Origin of the sequence: Caviibacter abscessus, assembly GCF_001517835.1 — a bacterium.
Lineage (GTDB): Bacteria > Fusobacteriota > Fusobacteriia > Fusobacteriales > Leptotrichiaceae > Caviibacter > Caviibacter abscessus.
The window spans coordinates 76,303-95,069 of sequence record NZ_LOQG01000027.1; the positions used below are offsets into that span (position 1 = coordinate 76,303).

Genomic DNA, 18,767 nt, shown 5'->3' on the forward strand with positions numbered 1-18,767 from the left:
ACCTCCAATAATACTTTTTTTCAGTTTATAAAGTTTCTAAATAGTTTTTTTCAACATAGTGTCCTTCACTATATTCTACAAGTCCTGAATCTTCTTGAATATTAGGGATTTCATCATAAGTTCCTATAGGACTTCTAAGATACGATTCATCAAGTTTAACTTTTTCTTTTTTTACATATTCTGGATCAGGGATTGGCACCGCAGAAATTAGGGATTTAGTGTAAGTATGTACCGGATTGTTGTAAACAACATCAGGATTCCCTAATTCTACGATTTTACCTCTAAACATTACCGCAACTCTGTCAGAGATATATTTAACCATTGACAAATCATGAGCTATAAATAGCAAAGTAAGTTTTCTTTCTTTTTGTAATTTTTTTAGTAAATTTACAACTTGAGCTTGTATAGACACATCAAGTGCTGAAATTGGTTCATCACAAATTAACATTTTAGGATCAACTGCTAAAGCTCTAGCAATTCCTATTCTTTGTCTTTGTCCTCCTGAAAATTCGTGTGGAAATCTATTTGCATGCTCCCTATTAAGTCCTACAATTTCAAGTAATTCATAGATTTTTTCTTGTCTTTCTTTTCTTGTTTTATATGTTTTATGTATATCCATACCCTCAGCTATAATATCACCAACTGTCATTCTTGGATTTAGTGATGCTTGTGGGTCTTGAAATATCATTTGTATGTCTTTTGTAAGCTCTGATTTAGGTATAGTTTCTAGCTCTTTACCATTATATTTTATACTTCCAAAAGTTTTATTATATAGTTTACATATAGTTCTTCCTAAAGTAGTTTTACCAGAACCTGATTCTCCAACTAAACTTAGTATTTCACCTTTATAAATATCTAATGTTACATCATCAACAGCTTTTAATACTGAATTTGATTGTAGAGGAAAATATTTTTTTAGGTGTTTTATTTCCATAAGTTTTTCCATTAATTATCCTCCTTGATATTTGTAAATTTCTTACCTTCTTTAGACATTTGTGTTTTTATGATTTTTTCCTCTCCATTATCAAATCTCATTCTTATATCACCATCAGGTAAAAACTTAATATCAGGTGCACCGTCAACGTAAGCCCAAGATTTTACAAAATGGTTATTTGGAAGCTCTATCATAGGTGGTTTCTTTTCATATTCAATTTTTAGTGCAAATTCAGATCTTGCAGCAAATGGATCTCCTTGTGGAGGATTTAATAAATCAGGTGGAGTTCCTTCTATTGAAAATAGTGCTTCATTTGCATTTGTATCAAGTCTTGGCAATGATTTAAGAAGCCCCCAAGTATAAGCATGTTTAGGATCTTTAAATAGTTCTTTTACTGGAGCTTCTTCTAATTTTTCCCCAGCATACATTACTATAACCTTATCAGCAGTTTCAGCAACTACTCCTAAATCATGTGTTATTAATATTACTCCTATGTTTAAGTCTTTTTTTAGTTCATTTATTAAATCAAGTATTTGTGCTTGAATTGTAACATCAAGTGCTGTTGTTGGTTCATCACAGATTAATAAATCTGGTTCACAAGCAAGAGCTATAGCTATAACAACTCTTTGACGCATACCTCCTGAAAATTGATGTGGATATTGTTCAAATCTCTCTTCAGGTTTAGGAATACCTACTTTTCTTAACATTTCAATTGCAAGTTCTTTAGCCTTAGCTTTTGAAACATTTTTATGTATCATTATTCCTTCCATTATTTGTTTACCGATTTTAATTACAGGGTTAAGCGATGTCATCGGATCTTGAAATATCATTCCGATTTTTCCACCTCTGTATTTTCTCATTTCTTTATCAGAAAGTTTTAACAGGTCAACACCATCAAAAAGTATTTCTCCGCTTTTTATTTCTCCTGGTGGCATAGGTATTAATCTCATTATTGTTTGAACAGTAACAGATTTACCTGAACCTGACTCTCCTACTATTGCAAGTGTTTCTCCTCTTTTAACTGAAAAATTAATATCTCTTAATGCTTTAACTTCTCCTGCATAGGTATTAAAAGAAACACTTAAATTTTTAACTTCTAAAATATTTTTAGTTTCCATTTTAATCCTTTCTATTAATCTCTTAGTTTAGGGTTTAGAGCATCGCTTAGAGCGTCTCCTATAATATTAAATGATAATGTAATAAGTGAAATAGTTACAGCAGGTATCATAAATAAGTACATGTATGAATTAATTTCTTTAAATCCGTCAGCTACTAAATTACCCAATGAAGCTGCGGGAATTGGAACACCAAGTCCTATGAAACTTAAGAAAGCTTCAGAGAATATTATTGATGGAATATCCATAGTCAACTTAACTATTATTACACTTAATGTATTAGGAATTAAGTGCTTTCTTATTATCCACCAGAAATTTGCTCCAAGTGCAGCCGAAGCCATAACATATTCGTTTTCTTTTATTTTTAATACTTCTCCTCTAACAAGTAGAGCATATCCTAACCAACGAGTAAGAGAAAGTGCGATTATTATTGTTTTTATACTGTTACCAAGGATAACCATAAGTAAAATTATATATATCATTGATGGGATAGATATGATTATTTCGATAAATCTAACCATTATCATATCAATATATCCGCCAAAATATGCAGCTATTGAACCGTAAATTGTTCCTATAATTACACAAATTGCTGCAACTATTACTGCAAGTTGCATTGAAACACGTATACCTTGAGCTATTCTTGCAAATAAATCACGCCCAAGAGAATCTGTTCCTAATATGTGACCTGATGAAAATCCTTTTATGGGATTTAAAAATCTCATTGATGTATTTTGTTCAAAAAATGTATATTTTGAAAAAAATTGACCAAATAATGCTATAAATAATCCAAAACCTAAAAATATTAAGAAAGCCATTGCAAGTTTGTTCTTTTTAAGCCTTCTAAACGCATCTTGCCAATATGTGATACTTGGTTTAAATATTGTTTCACTTTTGGCTCTGTCAGGACCTACGAAAGTAAAGTCTTCAGGACTTGTTTTATATTTTTCTCTGTCATATATTGCACCAAATCTGTTTTCCATTAGTTATTACCTCCTCCAAGTTTAATTTTAGGATCAACCAATGCGTAAACAAGATCCATAACAAGTATCATAAATATTAAGAATGCAGAGTAGAATACTGTTACTCCAAGAACCATAGTGTAATCTCTGTCAATTATACTACCTATGTAGTATTTACCAAGACCTGGTATACCAAACATCGTTTCAATAACGAAAGATCCTGTAAGTACTCCGGCAATTGATGGAGTTATTGTTGTAACAATAGGAAGTATTGCATTTCTTAATGCATGTTTTATTATTATATTAATTGGACTTACACCTTTTGCAATTGCAAGTCTTATATAGTCTTGTTCCATTATTTCTATCATTTTACTTCTCATAAGTCTTGCTATTTGTGCTACTGAGAAAAATCCTAGAGCTATAACAGGTAAAATTTTCTTTGATGGACTATCCCAACCTGTAAGTAATATTCTTCCAAGAGGTAATCCTAATTTATCTATTAAAATTCCTTTATGAACATTTACAACATAAAGTTGAAGAAGTCCTGCTATTACAAAACTTGGAACAGAAATACCAAGTACAGCTACGACCATAGAAGCGTGATCTGCTTTTTTACCTCTGTTAAGAGCAGAGGTAATTCCTAAGGGAATACCAACTATAAGACCGAATAATAAAGCTCTTGCTCCCAAATCTGCGGAAGTTGGGAAACTGTTTTTTATTACTGAGTTTATTGTTCTTCCTTTTTCTTTCATTGACAGGCCTAAATCACCTTTACTTAGTTGTTTTAGATATGTAATGTATTGGATACTTAATGGTTTATCTAAATTGTATTTTGCCATTAAATTTGCTTTTACCTGCGGTGGTATAGCTTTTTCACTTTGAAACGGATCGCCCGGTAATTGATGTAGCAGCAAGAAAGTAAGTGATATTACTAATAGTAAAGTAATAAAACTGGCAAAAAGCCTTTTAAAAATGAATTTTATAACATTTTTCATGATTTATCCTTTCTAATTATTTTTTAAATAATGATTAATTGTTTCTTCGATATTCGAAAATTATATATTATATATATGTAAAAAGCAAGCAAGCATATTTTTAGTAAATTAAAATAAAAATTAAAATTAGATTAAAAAATATACGGTAATTTTTTAGATGAATTAAGAAAAATAGCATATATTTTTTTATATGTGCATTTAAAGATTAGTTTTATTAATATAAAGATAAGTAAATATTATTGATAAATTTATTTTGTATATGATAAAATGCAAGTGGTGATATAGATGTATAAAAATGAAAAAATTAATTTATGGCAATTGTTTATTACCATATATACTATTAACGCTTTTACTTTTGGAGGTGGTTATACAATAGTTCCAATAATAAAAGATAAATTTGTAAAAGATTTGAAAGTAATAGATGAAAATGAAATGATGAATATTGTGTCAATAGGACAGTCAGTTCCTGGAGCAATGGCAATATCAACATCATTTTTAGTAGGATATAAGATAAAAGGGTTTATAGGGGGATTAATTGCTGTAATTGCAGCGGTTTTACCTTGTATATTAATTATTACAATTATTTCATTTGCATATATTGCTTTTATAAATAATATATATATTAAAGCTGCATTAAAAGGAATTGGTGCAGTTGTTAGTGCAGTGCTTTTAGTGACTGTTGGAAAAATGATTATAAAATTAGTTAAACATAATAAAAGAGTATTTTATATCACTTTATTTTTCGCTTCTTTTATTTTAAGTTATTTTTTTTATTGGCATATAGCACTTATACTTATCATTTCAGCAGGGGCAGGTTTGCTATATAATAGAGGTGATAAAGTATGATGGTTTATGTACAACTTTATTTTGTATTTTTACAAATAGGAATACTATCATTTGGTGGAGGATATGCAACTTTACCACTTATTGAAAAATTTATTGTTAAAGAATATCACTGGATAGATTTAAATACAATGCTTGATGTTGTATCAATTTCACAAATGACACCAGGACCTATTGCAATAAATAGTGCAACTTTTGTTGGAACAAAAATAGCCGGAATTTTTGGTTCAATTGTTGCAACTGCTGGAGTTATTACTCCACAAATAGTTATACTTACTATATTTTTAAGATTTATAGGGACGAAGAATAAGTATATGGTCAAAATGCTTGATGGTATAAACAGCTCAATAGTAGCCCTTATATTCATAGCTACTATATCACTTATTAAATCTGCGGTAATTGTTTCATTTTCACCGCTTATACTTGCTATATTTTTGTTAAGCTTTGTTTTATATATCAAAGGAATAAGTTTAATTAAGTTAATAATGGGTGGTGCAATTATAGGAGTTTTAGGTTTATTTATATAATAAAAAGGATGGAATGATATGAAACAATATTTGGATTTAGTAGATTATGTATTAAAAAATGGAGTTAGAAAAGAAAATAGAACAGGTGTTGCAACTATATCTTGTTTCGCATATTCGTATAGAGTTGATTTAGCAAAGGGGTATCCTCTACTTACAACTAAAAAGATGTATTTTAAATCAATGTTACATGAACTATTTTGGTATTTAAGTGGAGAAGAGCATATAAAAGAATTTAGAACAAAAAGTAAGATATGGGACGCTTGGGCTGATGAAGATGGACTTTTAGCAACTGCTTACGGTAGATACTGGAGAAGATATCCTGTGCCTGAAAATCATTTGCTTGGTGAGGTTTTTGTTGATGAGAATAATCCTTTTGTAAAAAAAGAAGATGATGGTACATTAATTTTTGACCAAATCGGATATATAATACAAACATTAAAGGAAATGAAAACAAATCCTAATCATAAAAATGGAAGAAGACTTATAGTTTTAGCTTGGCACCCTGCGAATGCAAGTATTAGTAAGTTACCTCCATGCCATTATACTTTTGCTTTTAATGTATTGGGAAATAAACTTAATTGTCATTTAACACAAAGAAGCGGAGATATAGCATTAGGAATACCATTTAATTTAGCATGTTATTCATTACTTACTATGATGATAGCAAAAGAATGTGGTTATGAACTTGGAGAGTTTGCTCATACAATAATAGATGCACATATTTATGAAAATCATATAGAAGGTTTAAAAGAACAATTAAAAAGAACTCCTAAAAAATTACCTGAAATTAAAATAGCTGATAAGCCATTTAATGAACTTAAATTTGATGATATTACATTAGAAAATTATGAATCAGATGCAGTTATAAAATTTGATGTTGCAGTTTAAAGGAGACAATTGTGTTAAGTATAGTAGTAGCCGTAGGTAAAAATTTAGAAATAGGTAAAGATAATAAATTATTGTGGCACATACCTGAGGATTTAAAGCATTTTAAACAACTTACAAATGGAAAAACTATTATTATGGGGAAAAATGCATATCTTAGTATAGGTAGACCTTTACCTAACAGAAAAAATATAGTTTTAACAGATGATGACAGTTTGGATAATGAAAAAGGTATTGTAGTTTATAATGATATAAAAAAATGTATAAGTGAGAACTCTGATGCTTTTGTAATAGGTGGGGCAAGTATATATAGTCAAATGATAAAATATTGTGATGAGCTTCATATAAGTCATGTGGATAGAGAGTTTTTAGATGCTGATACATATTTTCCTCAATTTATAGAAGAATTTGAAAAAGTCTATGAAAAACAATTTGAAAATTTTGTATACAGGGTTTATAAAAGAAAAAATAAAAGCTAACATATAACAAACTTAGTATACATGGTATTTGACAATTATAATAAAAAAGAATATAATTAACGAATAATTAAAGCAAGAGGGTGATTTTATCACTCTTTTATTTTGAAAGGAATAAGTATGAAAAGTACAGTTGAACTAATAAGTTATTTAGTTGATAAAAGTGTGGAAAAAGCAAATAAAAAAATATTGAAATTAGCTTTACTTAGTTTTATGGCAGGAGCATTCATTTCCTTAGGATCTGTTGGAAATATAGTTGCATCGGCAGATTTATATAAGACAAATGCTGGGCTTGCAAAATTTGTAGGAGCAAGTATATTTCCTGTAGGACTTATAGCTATAGTATTGCTTGGATATGAGTTATTTACAAGTAATTGTATGGTAATATCTGCTGCATATGATAAGAAAATATCTTATGCCTCATATTTTAAAAACATTTTACTTGTCTTATTTTTTAATTTTATAGGTTGTTTATTCATTGCATACATAACTGTTAGAACACATACATTATCACATACAGGGAAAGAATTACTATTTTCTATGGCAGAGCATAAAGTACATGCTAGTGAATATGAAATTTTTCTAAAAGGTATACTTTGTAATGTTCTTGTTTGTGGAGCAACGCTTTTAGCATATAGTGTAAAAGATGGAATAAGTAAAATATTTGCAATCTGGTTTCCGATAATGCTGTTTATAGTATTAGGATATGACCATATTGTAGCTAATATGCTATACTTACCGGCTGCATATATGTTACATGCAGGGATAACTATTAGTGAAATAATACATAATTTCATATTTGCAGGATTAGGAAATTTTGTAGGAGGTGCATTTATGATGTTAACTCCTTTATACATAGCAGCAAAAAGAAATGGGGAAAATAATGCAACACATTAAAAATATAGCAATAATAGCTCACGTAGATCACGGGAAAACAACGCTTGTAGATGCACTTTTAAGACAATCAGGAACTTTTTCTAGTCATCAAAAAGTAGAAGATAGAGTTATGGATAGCAATGATATAGAAAAAGAAAGAGGAATAACTATATTTTCTAAAAATGCTTCTATAAAATATGAAGATTATAAAATAAATATAGTTGATACACCGGGACACGCAGACTTTGGTGGAGAAGTGCAACGTATTTTGAAAATGGTAGATTCTGTGCTTCTTTTAGTAGATGCTTTTGAAGGAGTAATGCCTCAAACAAAATATGTATTAAAGCAAGCACTAGAACATGGCTTACAACCTATAGTTGTAATAAATAAAATTGATAGACCAAATTCTGATCCTGAGCAAATAGTGGATAATGTTTTTGATTTGTTTGTAGAACTTGGTGCAAATGAATTGCAACTTGATTTTCCTGTTGTATATGCAAGTGCAAAAGGAGGATATGCAAAGCTATCTTTAGAAGATAAAGACGAAAATATGAAACCGCTTTTTGACCTTATACTTGAAAAGGTTGCAGATCCTATAGGAGATGAGGATAAACCTTTACAGATGCAAATAATGAATACTGAATATGATGAATATGTAGGTAAACTTGGAACAGGAAGAATATATAACGGAAGTATCACAAGAAATGAAGAAGTTGCTTTAATAAAAAGAGATGGGCAAATAATAAAATCAAAAATAGGCAGAATTTATTTATATGAAGGTCTTAAAAGAGTAGAAGTAGAAAAAGCTGTAGCAGGGGATATTGTTACAATATCAGGAATTGATAAAATTGATATAGGAGAAACTTTGTCTGATAAAGATGAAATAAAAGCATTACCTCTTATTGCTATAGATGAACCTACTTTATCTATGACTTTTATGGTAAATTCATCTCCTTTTGCAGGTAAAGACGGTAAATATGTAACATCAAGAAACATACTTGAAAGGCTTGAAAAAGAAGTTAGTCATAATGTAAGTATGAGACTTGAGCCTACAAATTCACCTGATGCTTTCATAGTAAAAGGTAGAGGAGAACTTCAATTATCTATATTACTTGAAAATATGAGAAGAGAAGGTTATGAAATTGCAGTTTCAAGACCTGAAGTAATATTTAAAATGGAAGATGGAATAAAAAAAGAACCTATAGAACATGTAACTATTGATGTTGCTGATGAATTTACAGGAACTGTAATTGAAAAATTAGGTCAAAGAAAAGGTGAAATGCTTAGCATGGTTCAAGGGACGGATGGATATACTAGACTTGAATTTAAAGCACCATCTAGAGGACTTTTAGGATTTACAAATGAATTTTTAACTGAAACAAGAGGAACAGGTATACTAAATCATACATTTTTAGATTATGAAAAATATAAAGGAGATATCACAACAGGTAAAAAAGGTGCTTTAATAGCAATGGAAAGTGGAACTTGTTTAGGATATGCTTTAAATAATTTACAACCAAGAGGTATACTATTTGTTGAACCTGGAGATGAAGTATATGAGGGTATGATAGTAGGAGAGCATGCAAAAGATAATGATTTAGTTGTAAATACATGTAAAGGAAAAAAACTTACAAATATGAGAGCGGCAGGTTCAGATGATAATATTAAACTTGCTCCAGCTAAAAAATTCACTTTAGAACTTGCATTAGAGTATATTTCTGATGATGAATTGGTAGAAATAACGCCTAATTATTTAAGACTTAGAAAAAAATATCTTTCAGAATTAGATAGAAAAAAACTAAGAAACCAAATTGAAAAGAATTAATATATGCCGTTACTTGCTTATAGCAGGTAACGCTTTTTATTTGTATACGAGTTTTCTATAAATTTAAAAAATCAAGTTATTTTTCATTAAGATGCTAGATGTAGTAAAAGCAAATATAAAATAAGAAATTGTAAAAAAGCGTTTCATATTTTGAAACAAAACGAACAAATGCAAGTTAATAAAATAACTTGAATTAATGAAGTTATATTTCATCGGCGTTTGTGAGCTTGTGAAAAATATATTATTTGATTAATACAAAAGTAGATGTACACTAATATATATAGGATATAAAAAGTCTTGGAGGTAGATGATGAAAGAATTATCAAAGGAAATTTTATTAGGAATGTACTTTAAAATGCAAAATGCAAGAAATTTTGATATGAAAATAAATCAACTTGTAAGAAGAGGGTTTGTACAAGGTATGACACACTTTTCAGTTGGAGAAGAAGCAGCAGGAATAGGTTTAACAGAGCATATGAGTAAAAACGATATACTTTTTACAACACATAGAGGACATGCACAATGTATAGGTAAAGGTATGAATATAGACAAAATGATGGCTGAACTTGCAGGAAAAGTAACAGGAGTCTCAAGAGGTAAAGGTGGTTCAATGCACCTTGCAGATATTGAAAATGGGAATTATGGAACTAATGGTATAGTTGGTGGTGGATTTGCTCTTGGAGTAGGAGCTGCACTTACACAACAAATGAAAGAAACAGAAAATTTTGTTGTAGTAGTAGCAGGAGATGGTGCTACAAATGAAGGTTCATTTCATGAATCTGTAAATTTAGCGGCTACTTGGAAATTACCTGTAATATTTTACATAATAAATAACAAATATGGTATAAGTATGGATATAAGAAAAGCAACAAATACAGAGCATCTATATACCAGAGCAGCGGCATATGATATTTTAGGACTTTATGTTCCTGATGGTAATGATATAATTGCTGTATATAATGAAGTTGAAAAAGCGGTAGAACATGTTAAATCAGGTAAAGGACCTGTTTTAATTGAAGTTGAATCATATAGATGGTTTGGTCATTCAACTGCTGATGCAGGGGTTTACAGAACAAAAGAAGAAGTTGATGAATGGAAGAAAAGAGATCCGCTTAAAAAGTTTTCAACTTATTTATTAGAAAATAAGATTGCAGACGAAAATGAATTACAAGAAATTGAAGAAAAATCTAAGAAAATAATAGAAAACGCTGTTGAATATGCTAAAAATAGTCCAGATCCAACACTTGATGTTGCATTTGAGGACATTTTCGCTTAGGGAGGAATATAAATGGAAACAAAATTAATGTCATATAGAGATGCAATAAATCTTGCAATGAGTGAGGAAATGAGAAGAGATGAAAACGTATTCTTAATGGGTGAAGATGTTGGTATCTATGGTGGAGATTTCGGAACATCTGTTGGAATGATAAAGGAATTTGGAGAAAAAAGAGTAAGAGATACTCCTATATCAGAAGCAGCTATTGCAGGTTCTGCTATTGGAGCAGCTATAACAGGTATGAGACCTATAGTTGATTTAACTTTTATGGATTTTATTACAATAGCTTTAGATTCAATAGTAAATCAAGGTGCGAAGTTAAGATATATGTTTGGAGGTCAAGGTGTTAAAGTGCCTGTAACATTTAGATGTGCTGCCGGTTCAGGTATAGGATCAGCTTCACAACATTCTCAATCTCTTGAATCTTGGTTATGCCATATACCGGGTATAAAAGTTGTTGCACCAGGAACAGTTGCAGAAGCAAAAGGACTGTTAAAAAGTGCTATAAGAGAAGACAATATAGTTGTGTATTTGGAATATAAGGCACAATTTAATACTAAAGGAGAAGTGCCGCTAGATCCTGATTATGTTATTCCTATAGGAAAAGCTGATATAAAAAGAGTTGGTAAAGACTTAACAGTAGTAACGTATGGAAGAATGCTTGAAAGAGTTTTACAAGCAGCTGAAGAAGTATCTAAAGATGGTATAAGTGTAGAAGTTGTAGACCTTAGAACTTTAGTACCGCTTGATAAAGAAGCTGTAATAGATTCTGTTAAAAAGACAGGTAAATTATTACTTGTAAATGATGCATATAAGACAAACGGATTTATAGGTGAAGTATCTGCAATGGTTTCTGAAAGTGACGCATTTGATTATTTAGATGCCCCAATATTAAGACTTGCAGGAGAAGATGTGCCTGTTCCGTATGCAAGAAATTTAGAAACAGCAATGATACCTAGTGTAGAAGTAATAAAAAATACAATTCATAAAATGATAAATAAAAAATAGGAGAAATTTATGGAAGAAAAATTAAGAGCAACGCCCGCAGCAAGGGCATTAGCTAGAAAATTAGAAGTAGATCTTTCACTTGTTACTGGAAGCGGTGCAAATGGAAGAGTACATAAAGATGATGTAATAGCTTTTAATATAGAAAAAGAACCTAAAATTACTCCGTTAGCTAAGAAAATCGCAATTTCAAATAATATTGATTATACAAAGATGAATGGAAGTGGATTTAGAGGTAAAATCTTAAAAGAAGATATACTTCCCCTTATAACTCAAACAGATAATTTAGTTGTAGTAAATAAAGAAAGTGCTGAAACAAAAGTTTCAAATAAAGAAGAAAAAGTGTTAGTAGACACAGAAATAATACCAATGACTGCAATGAGAAAAGTTATATCAAAAAGAATGTCTGAGAGCTATTTCACTGCACCAACATTTACTTTAAATTATGAAATAGATATGACAGAAGTGAAAAAATTAAGAGCTGCATTATTAGATCCAATATTGCAAAAAACTGGTAATAAGATAACATATACAGATATAATCGCGATGGCGGTTATAAAAACACTTGAAAAACCAGAACATAAATACATAAACTCATCACTATCCGATGATGGTCAAAGTATAATAATTCATAATTACGTTAATTTATCAATGGCTGTAGGTTTTGATGAAGGTTTATTAACTCCTGTTTTAAAAGATGCACATAAAAAATCAATATCTGAGATAGTTGTAGGGCTTAAAGATTTAGCTAAAGGAGCATTGGCAATGAAGTTAAAACCGGATGAAATGACAGGAAGTACATTTACTATAAGTAATTTAGGTATGTATGGAGTTAAAAACTTTAACCCTATAATAAACCAACCTAATTCAGCAATATTAGGTATAAGTGCTATGGTAGATAAACCTGTTGTTATAAACTCTGAAATAGTTATAAGACCTATAATGGAATTATCTTTAACAATAGATCATAGAGTAGTTGATGGATTAGCAGGAGCTAAATTTATGCAAGACTTAAAAGGATTGATAGAAAATCCTGTTACAATGCTTATATAAAGGAGAATAAAAAAATGGCAACAGAAGTAATAATGCCTAAACTTGGTGTAGATATGCAAGAGGGGCAAATATTGGAATGGAAGAAAAAAGAAGGAGACAGGGTTGAAGAGGGAGAAATTCTTCTTGAAATTATGTCTGATAAAACAAATATGGAGCTTGAAGCTGAAACATCAGGAGTGTTATTATCAATTTTAAAAGGCGATGGAGAAACTGTACCTGTAACAGAGGTAATAGCATATATAGGAGAGCAAGGAGAACAAATAGAAAAGACTTCTTCTGAAAAGGCAAGTGTTCAAGAAGATGTAAAAACTGAAAAAGTTTCAGAACAAAAAGTTGAAAATGATTATGATATAATAGTAATAGGTGGAGGACCTGCTGGATATTATAGTGCAATAAGAGCAGCTCAATTAGATGCGAAAGTATTAGTAATTGAAAAAAGTGTAGTAGGTGGAACATGTTTAAATAGAGGTTGTATACCAACTAAAACATATCTTAAAAATGCAGAAATGATAGATCATATAAATCACGCTAAAAGTAGGGGTATTATACTTGAAAGTGAAAATTATAAAATAGATATGAATAAAACAGTTGATGTTAAAAATGAGGTTGTAAAAACATTAACTAACGGTGTAAAAGGACTACTTAAAAGTTATGGAATAGACACAATATCAGGTGTAGGAAGTGTAGATAAAAATAAGGTAGTAAGTGTAAACGGTCAAAGCTTTAGAGCAAACAAAATAATAATAGCAACAGGTTCAAAAGTAGGAAAAATAAATATACCGGGAATTGAAAGCTCGTTAGTTATGACAAGTGATGATATTTTAGATTTAAGAATTGTGCCTGAAACTTTAGCTATAATCGGTGGTGGAGTTGTAGGGGTTGAACTTGGACAAGCATTTAGTTACTTTGGTTCAAAAGTTACTATAATTGAAATGTCTGACAGATTAGTTCCGGCAGCTGATGAAGAAGTATCTCAAGTACTTAGAAAATCTCTTGAATCAAAAGGTATTAAGGTATTAACATCAACTAAATTAAATGAGATAAAAGAACAAGGTGGAAGACTTACATTAAAATTAGAAGGTAAAGAAGATGTCATAGTTGATAAAGCACTGCTTTCAATAGGAAGAGTTCCTGATTTAAGTGGTTTATATACATTAGATTTAGAACTTGAAAAAGGAAAAATAAAAGTAAATGAATATATGGAAACAAGTATAGAAGGTATTTATGCTCCAGGGGATGTAAATGGTATAAAAATGCTTGCTCATGCAGCATTTAGAATGGGAGAAATAGCAGCTGAAAATGCAGTTAAAGGAAATCATAGAAAAGTGAAATTAGCATCAACGCCTGCTGCGGTGTATACAATGCCTGAAATAGGAATGGTAGGACTTACAGAAAGTGAAGCTCGTGCAAAATATGATATAAGTGTAGGTAAATTTAGCTTTGCAGCAAATGGTAGAGCTATTGCTTCAGGGGAAACAGCAGGATTTGTTAAAGTTATAGCTGATAGAAAATATGGAGAAATATTAGGGGTTCATATTATTGGACCAGCCGCTGCCGAGCTTATAAACGAAGCATCATCGCTTATAGAAATGGAAATTACAATAGAAGAAGTTGCTAAAACTATACATGGACATCCTACATACTCAGAAGCAATGTTTGAAGCTTGTATGGACGTTTTAGGGGAAGCGATACATTTACCTAAAAAAATAAATAAAAAATATTAAGAAAGAAGAAATAGTTAAATGAAATATATAATAAATAATTGTAATGACCCAACGTATAATATTGCATTAGAAGAATACTGTTTTAAAAATTTAAAAGAAGAAGAGATTTTTATACTTTGGATAAATAAACCTACAATAGTTATGGGAAAACACCAAAATGCTATAGAAGAAATTAATCCTGAGTACGTAAAAGACCATAATATAAATGTTGTTAGAAGAATATCAGGCGGTGGAGCAGTTTACCATGACTTAAATAATTTAAACTATACAATAATTTCATCTAAAACAGGTGAAGGAGCATTTGATTTCAAAACTTTTTCTCAACCTGTTATAAATGTTTTAACAAAATTAGGAGTAAATGCTAATTTTACAGGAAGAAATGATATAGAAATAAATGGTAAAAAAATATGTGGAAATGCACAAGCTTACTATAATGGAAGAATGATGCACCATGGCTGTTTATTATTTGATGTTAATTTATCAGTTTTATCACAAGCATTAAAAGTTTCAAAAGACAAGATAGAATCAAAAGGTGTTAAATCTGTTAGAAGTCGTGTTACAAATATTTTAGATGAATTGCCAAATAAAATAGATATAGAAACATTTAAACAAATGATATTTGATGAGATGAAACAAAATAATAAAGATTTTACAGAATATGTTCTATCAGATGAAGAAATTGAAATAATTAAGAAAAATAGAAATGAAAAACATGCAAATTGGGACTGGGTATATGGAAAAGCACCAGAGTTTAACATAAGAAGAGATACGAAATATCCGTCAGGTAAAATATCTGTTTTTGCAAATGTGGTAAACTCAAAAATAAATAGCATTAAAATCTACGGTGATTTTTTTGGAATAAAAGATGTAGACGATATTGAAAAAATGCTAATTGGTGTTAAATACACTTATGAAGATATATATAACATTTTAAAAGATGTAGATATATCTAAGTATTTTTTAGGTATAAATACAGAAGAAATAGCTAGATCAATCTCTAATATATAAAAGTATAATTGTAAAAAAGTGTCAATTTGGCACTTTTTTTTATGTAGGTGTTACAAAAAAGGCTTTTATGTTACAAACTGTGAAACTTTTAAAACATAAATTCATTTTTACATTTCATAAAATGCCTTAAAATCTAGGTTTGTAACATATCAATTTCAAATTTGATTGTATTTTTAGGCTCTATATAATATAATTATTATTAAAGCGTTATAAAAAATGGGAGAGAAACAATATATGAAGGGATACAAATTTAAAATAGCTTGTCTATTTTTTTTATTCACAATTTCTTTTGCACAGGAGAAAAAAGATGAAGATAAAGATTCGCAAAAACCTTTAAGTGATATAAATAAAATAGTAACAGTTTACTTTAAAGACGATAAAGATCAAAAAGAAAAAGATAAAAAAGAGATAGAAGAAAAGTTAAAAAAAGCAAAACATAATAATGAAAAAACAAATAAATCGCAAGGAAATAATAACGTCCAAAATGAACATAAAGATAAATTAAGATTAAAAAGTTTTAATGAACAAGGACAACCAGTCACCAATGTAATATCATATGGAAACAATGGATTTTCAGCAGGTGGAGGATTTGTATTAGTAGTTGATGCGGACGACAATACAAAAGAAAATAAAGAAGAAGAGGACACATTGTTAGGTAATATAGCAATAAAATTAATTAGTGAGCACAATAAGCATTATGAAGAAAATGCAGATTTAAAAAACGGTGAAAATTATGATTATCAAAAAGTGAAAAAGTATAACAATGATGGTACAATAGAAATGGATAGTACTGAAACTAATAAAGATTATTACTTTGCATCTAATATAAAACTAGTAAGATCAATAGCTATAGGATTTAGAAGTAGGGCATATAAGTCAGGAATAGCAATAGGAGATTATTCATTTGCGAAAAAAGGTGTAAGTATGGCTATAGGACATTACGCAGTAGCAAAAGAAAATTCGGCAATGGCTATAGGAGTGGGAGCATTAGCAAGTGGAGAAAAATCTTTAGCAATGATGAGGCAATCAGCTGCTCTTGGAAAATACTCTATATCTATAGGAACCGTATCTGCTGCAACAAAAGAAAAGTCAATAGCATTAGGTCATGGTGCGGTTACAAAACATGAAAATGCTATTTCATTAGGTGCAGATTCAGAGGATAAAGAATTTGTTGCAAAGCCATCATTAACATACAATGGTATTAACTATAAAGATTTTAAAGGTTCAGGTAATAATACTAATGTATTAAAGAAAAAAGCAGAAGACAATAATTCAAAAAATAGATCAGTTTTAAGTATAGGTAAAAAAGATTATGAAAGACAATTGGTTAATTTAGCACCTGGAGAGATAAGTGAAACAAGTACGGATGCAATAAATGGTTCGCAAATTTATTCAATATTAAAAAATGGTGGCTTTCATTTAAAAACAACAAATGTAGAAACTTCTAACACATCTAAAGATGGTTTTGTCAGATTTGGTGATAGTGTAAATGTTGAAGCAGGTTCCAATTTAAAATTGAAATTTGAAACTACAAATAATGGAAATGATCCTAAAAAATATAAATTAACTTATTCTTTAGATACTAAATTAAGTGGCATTGAAAGTATATCGGGACCTAAAAATGTTATTATTACATTTAAAGAAGATAGTTTGTCGTTAAATAATAAGAAGATCACAGATTTAGCAGATGGTGTAAATGATAAAGATGCTGTAAATAAGTCGCAATTAGATAAAATAGAGAAAGAATTAAAAGCTCTTATTGAAAGACCTATAACTATAAAAGCAGACAAAGGTACAGAATTAAAAGTTAAACTTGGTGATACAGTTACATTAGCAGGAGATAATAATATAATTTCAACTGAAACAAAAGAAGCTAAAAATGTTAGTTCATTAAAACATAGTTCAAAAACATTAAAAGGTGCGACAAATAGTTTTGCAGGAAGCGTTACTATTTCAGGAAATGAAGAAAAAATTAAAAAAATAGCGATAGATTCTGTAAAAGTTGTACAAGATGGGAATAATATAACAGTTACTCCTAAAAAAGAGAAAAATGATACTGAAATAACATATAAAGTTAAATTAAATGATAGTTTAAGAGATATGCAAAAAATATCATTTAAAGATTCAAAAGTTGAACTATCTACAACAGGGCTTGATTCAGGGAATAATCCGCTTATAAATGTTAAAAGTGAGCTTGCTTTAAATAGTGGTAAAACAGAACCGGTTGATGTAATTGCTAATTTACTTGGAACTGAAAGTAATGATAAATTATCATCAGCTGCAACAGTTGGGGATATAAAGACTGTGGCATTAGCAGGTTTAACATTTAAAGATGATAAAAATCAAACAGTACATAGAAAATTAAGTGAAACTTTATCTATACTAGGTGATGGAAATATTAATACTGAAGTTAATGGAAATTATGGTATAAAAATAAGTTTAGATAAGAGAATAACTGACAAAATAGAAGAGAATGCAAGAAATATAGTAAAAGCAACAGGTGGAATAGCGACATCAATGGCAATGGCAAATATTCCACAAGTAGGAGATAATAAGTTATTTAGTATAGGAGCAGGGGCGGCTTATTACAATAAACAAGGTGGATTTGCACTTGGAATAAGTGGAACAGAAACATCAAATACTTTTATATATAAATTAAGTGCAGGAATAGATACACAAAAGGGATTTGCAGTAGCAGCAGGATTTAATATTAATTTTATAAACAAAAAAAGTATAAGTAGTCCTTCAACAACAACTAAGACTGTGTATGTAAATGACCCGAAACTTCAAAATGAACTTAAAGCAATGAAAGAAAAAATAGCTGAATTAGAAAGAAAAGTAAATCAAAATACATCAAGTTTTAAGGAAAAATTATACATAATAGATCAGTTTATAAACGATAAATATATACCTACTAAAATGCAAATTGGTAAATTAAAAGCTATAGTTCAGGAAATAAATGAAAAATATTCAGACAGAATAATAGATATAACAGGACATACAGATATAAATGCAAATGAAAGATATAATTTGGCTTTAGGTCTTAAAAGAGCAAATAAAGTTTCAGAATTATTAGTAAATTTAGGACTTAAGAATATACAAAATATAAGGAAAATATCAAGTTTTGGATATAATAATCAAGTAAACAAAGGATTTTCATCAAATAGAAGAGTAGAAATAACAGTAAAATAATATAAAATGATAGATAAGGATATTAAATGACATAGTTTAATGTTCTTATCTAATTTATTTATTATATTATC

General features: G+C 29.5%; 16 protein-coding genes. 12 read left to right on the forward strand and 4 right to left on the reverse strand.

Annotation, left to right across the window (positions count from 1 at the left end; genetic code table 11):
• Positions 1–25: 25 nt before the first annotated feature.
• The 4 genes from AWT63_RS03730 to AWT63_RS03745 are packed head-to-tail and all read right to left on the reverse strand — an operon-like array spanning position 26 to position 4,006.
• Positions 26–946, reverse strand: a complete 921-nt coding sequence (locus AWT63_RS03730; protein ID WP_068268482.1) for an ABC transporter ATP-binding protein — start codon at positions 944–946, stop codon at positions 26–28.
• Entirely contained in the window at positions 946–2,052 is a 1,107-nt protein-coding gene (locus AWT63_RS03735; protein ID WP_068268483.1) for an ABC transporter ATP-binding protein, read from the reverse strand. The genes AWT63_RS03730 and AWT63_RS03735 overlap by 1 nt, the downstream gene beginning before the upstream one ends.
• A gap of 14 nt (positions 2,053–2,066) precedes the next feature.
• A complete protein-coding gene (locus AWT63_RS03740; protein WP_068268484.1) occupies positions 2,067–3,032 on the reverse strand; it encodes an ABC transporter permease in 966 nt (321 codons plus the stop codon).
• Positions 3,032–4,006 carry an ABC transporter permease gene (locus AWT63_RS03745; protein WP_068268485.1) on the reverse strand — a complete coding sequence of 325 codons (975 nt, stop codon included), beginning with the start codon at positions 4,004–4,006 and terminating at the stop codon, positions 3,032–3,034. Before AWT63_RS03745 ends, AWT63_RS03740 begins: the two co-directional genes overlap by 1 nt.
• Positions 4,007–4,291: 285 nt before the next feature.
• Here AWT63_RS03745 and AWT63_RS03750 point away from each other — a divergent pair, with 285 nt between their 5' ends.
• The 12 genes from AWT63_RS03750 (at position 4,292) to AWT63_RS03805 (ending at position 18,696) form a co-directional block, all read left to right on the forward strand.
• Complete coding sequence (locus tag AWT63_RS03750; protein ID WP_068268486.1) at positions 4,292–4,852, forward strand: chromate transporter; 561 nt, start codon at positions 4,292–4,294, stop codon at positions 4,850–4,852.
• On the forward strand, positions 4,849–5,376 hold the full coding sequence (locus tag AWT63_RS03755; protein WP_068268487.1) for a chromate transporter: 528 nt from the start codon (positions 4,849–4,851) through the stop codon (positions 5,374–5,376). The genes AWT63_RS03750 and AWT63_RS03755 overlap by 4 nt, the downstream gene beginning before the upstream one ends.
• An 18-nt stretch (positions 5,377–5,394) precedes the next feature.
• On the forward strand, positions 5,395–6,264 hold the full coding sequence (gene thyA / locus AWT63_RS03760; RefSeq protein WP_068268488.1) for a thymidylate synthase: 870 nt from the start codon (positions 5,395–5,397) through the stop codon (positions 6,262–6,264).
• An 11-nt stretch (positions 6,265–6,275) separates the two neighbouring features.
• Positions 6,276–6,740, forward strand: a complete 465-nt coding sequence (locus AWT63_RS03765) for a dihydrofolate reductase (RefSeq protein WP_068268489.1) — start codon at positions 6,276–6,278, stop codon at positions 6,738–6,740.
• Positions 6,741–6,857: 117 nt separating this feature from the next.
• Positions 6,858–7,634, forward strand: coding sequence for a formate/nitrite transporter family protein (locus AWT63_RS03770; RefSeq protein ID WP_068268490.1), 777 nt, complete (start codon positions 6,858–6,860; stop codon positions 7,632–7,634).
• Positions 7,621–9,438, forward strand: a complete 1,818-nt coding sequence (gene typA, locus AWT63_RS03775) for a translational GTPase TypA (RefSeq protein ID WP_068268491.1) — start codon at positions 7,621–7,623, stop codon at positions 9,436–9,438. The genes AWT63_RS03770 and typA overlap by 14 nt, the downstream gene beginning before the upstream one ends.
• A gap of 310 nt (positions 9,439–9,748) precedes the next feature.
• Positions 9,749–10,714: a thiamine pyrophosphate-dependent dehydrogenase E1 component subunit alpha gene (locus AWT63_RS03780; protein ID WP_068268492.1), complete on the forward strand. Its 966-nt coding sequence runs from the start codon at positions 9,749–9,751 to the stop codon at positions 10,712–10,714.
• Between the two features lie 12 nt (positions 10,715–10,726).
• Complete coding sequence (locus AWT63_RS03785) at positions 10,727–11,722, forward strand: alpha-ketoacid dehydrogenase subunit beta (protein WP_068268493.1); 996 nt, start codon at positions 10,727–10,729, stop codon at positions 11,720–11,722.
• 9 nt (positions 11,723–11,731) lie between these two features.
• Complete coding sequence (locus tag AWT63_RS03790) at positions 11,732–12,772, forward strand: dihydrolipoamide acetyltransferase (protein WP_068268494.1); 1,041 nt, start codon at positions 11,732–11,734, stop codon at positions 12,770–12,772.
• Between the two features lie 14 nt (positions 12,773–12,786).
• Entirely contained in the window at positions 12,787–14,496 is a 1,710-nt protein-coding gene (gene lpdA, locus AWT63_RS03795) for a dihydrolipoyl dehydrogenase (protein ID WP_068268495.1), read from the forward strand.
• An 18-nt stretch (positions 14,497–14,514) separates the two neighbouring features.
• Positions 14,515–15,504, forward strand: a complete 990-nt coding sequence (locus AWT63_RS03800) for a lipoate--protein ligase (RefSeq protein ID WP_068268496.1) — start codon at positions 14,515–14,517, stop codon at positions 15,502–15,504.
• Between the two features lie 234 nt (positions 15,505–15,738).
• Entirely contained in the window at positions 15,739–18,696 is a 2,958-nt protein-coding gene (locus tag AWT63_RS03805) for an OmpA family protein (RefSeq protein ID WP_068268497.1), read from the forward strand.
• Positions 18,697–18,767: the final 71 nt, after the last annotated feature.

Coding starts and splice junctions, on each gene's coding strand:
- AWT63_RS03730 (WP_068268482.1), bottom strand. CDS start 946: ATGGAAAAACTTATGGAAATAAAACACCTAAAAAAATATTTTCCTCTA.
- AWT63_RS03735 (WP_068268483.1), bottom strand. CDS start 2,052: ATGGAAACTAAAAATATTTTAGAAGTTAAAAATTTAAGTGTTTCTTTT.
- AWT63_RS03740 (WP_068268484.1), bottom strand. CDS start 3,032: ATGGAAAACAGATTTGGTGCAATATATGACAGAGAAAAATATAAAACA.
- AWT63_RS03745 (WP_068268485.1), bottom strand. CDS start 4,006: ATGAAAAATGTTATAAAATTCATTTTTAAAAGGCTTTTTGCCAGTTTT.
- AWT63_RS03750 (WP_068268486.1), top strand. CDS start 4,292: ATGTATAAAAATGAAAAAATTAATTTATGGCAATTGTTTATTACCATA.
- AWT63_RS03755 (WP_068268487.1), top strand. CDS start 4,849: ATGATGGTTTATGTACAACTTTATTTTGTATTTTTACAAATAGGAATA.
- thyA (WP_068268488.1), top strand. CDS start 5,395: ATGAAACAATATTTGGATTTAGTAGATTATGTATTAAAAAATGGAGTT.
- AWT63_RS03770 (WP_068268490.1), top strand. CDS start 6,858: ATGAAAAGTACAGTTGAACTAATAAGTTATTTAGTTGATAAAAGTGTG.
- typA (WP_068268491.1), top strand. CDS start 7,621: ATGCAACACATTAAAAATATAGCAATAATAGCTCACGTAGATCACGGG.
- AWT63_RS03780 (WP_068268492.1), top strand. CDS start 9,749: ATGAAAGAATTATCAAAGGAAATTTTATTAGGAATGTACTTTAAAATG.
- AWT63_RS03785 (WP_068268493.1), top strand. CDS start 10,727: ATGGAAACAAAATTAATGTCATATAGAGATGCAATAAATCTTGCAATG.
- AWT63_RS03790 (WP_068268494.1), top strand. CDS start 11,732: ATGGAAGAAAAATTAAGAGCAACGCCCGCAGCAAGGGCATTAGCTAGA.
- lpdA (WP_068268495.1), top strand. CDS start 12,787: ATGGCAACAGAAGTAATAATGCCTAAACTTGGTGTAGATATGCAAGAG.
- AWT63_RS03800 (WP_068268496.1), top strand. CDS start 14,515: ATGAAATATATAATAAATAATTGTAATGACCCAACGTATAATATTGCA.
- AWT63_RS03805 (WP_068268497.1), top strand. CDS start 15,739: ATGAAGGGATACAAATTTAAAATAGCTTGTCTATTTTTTTTATTCACA.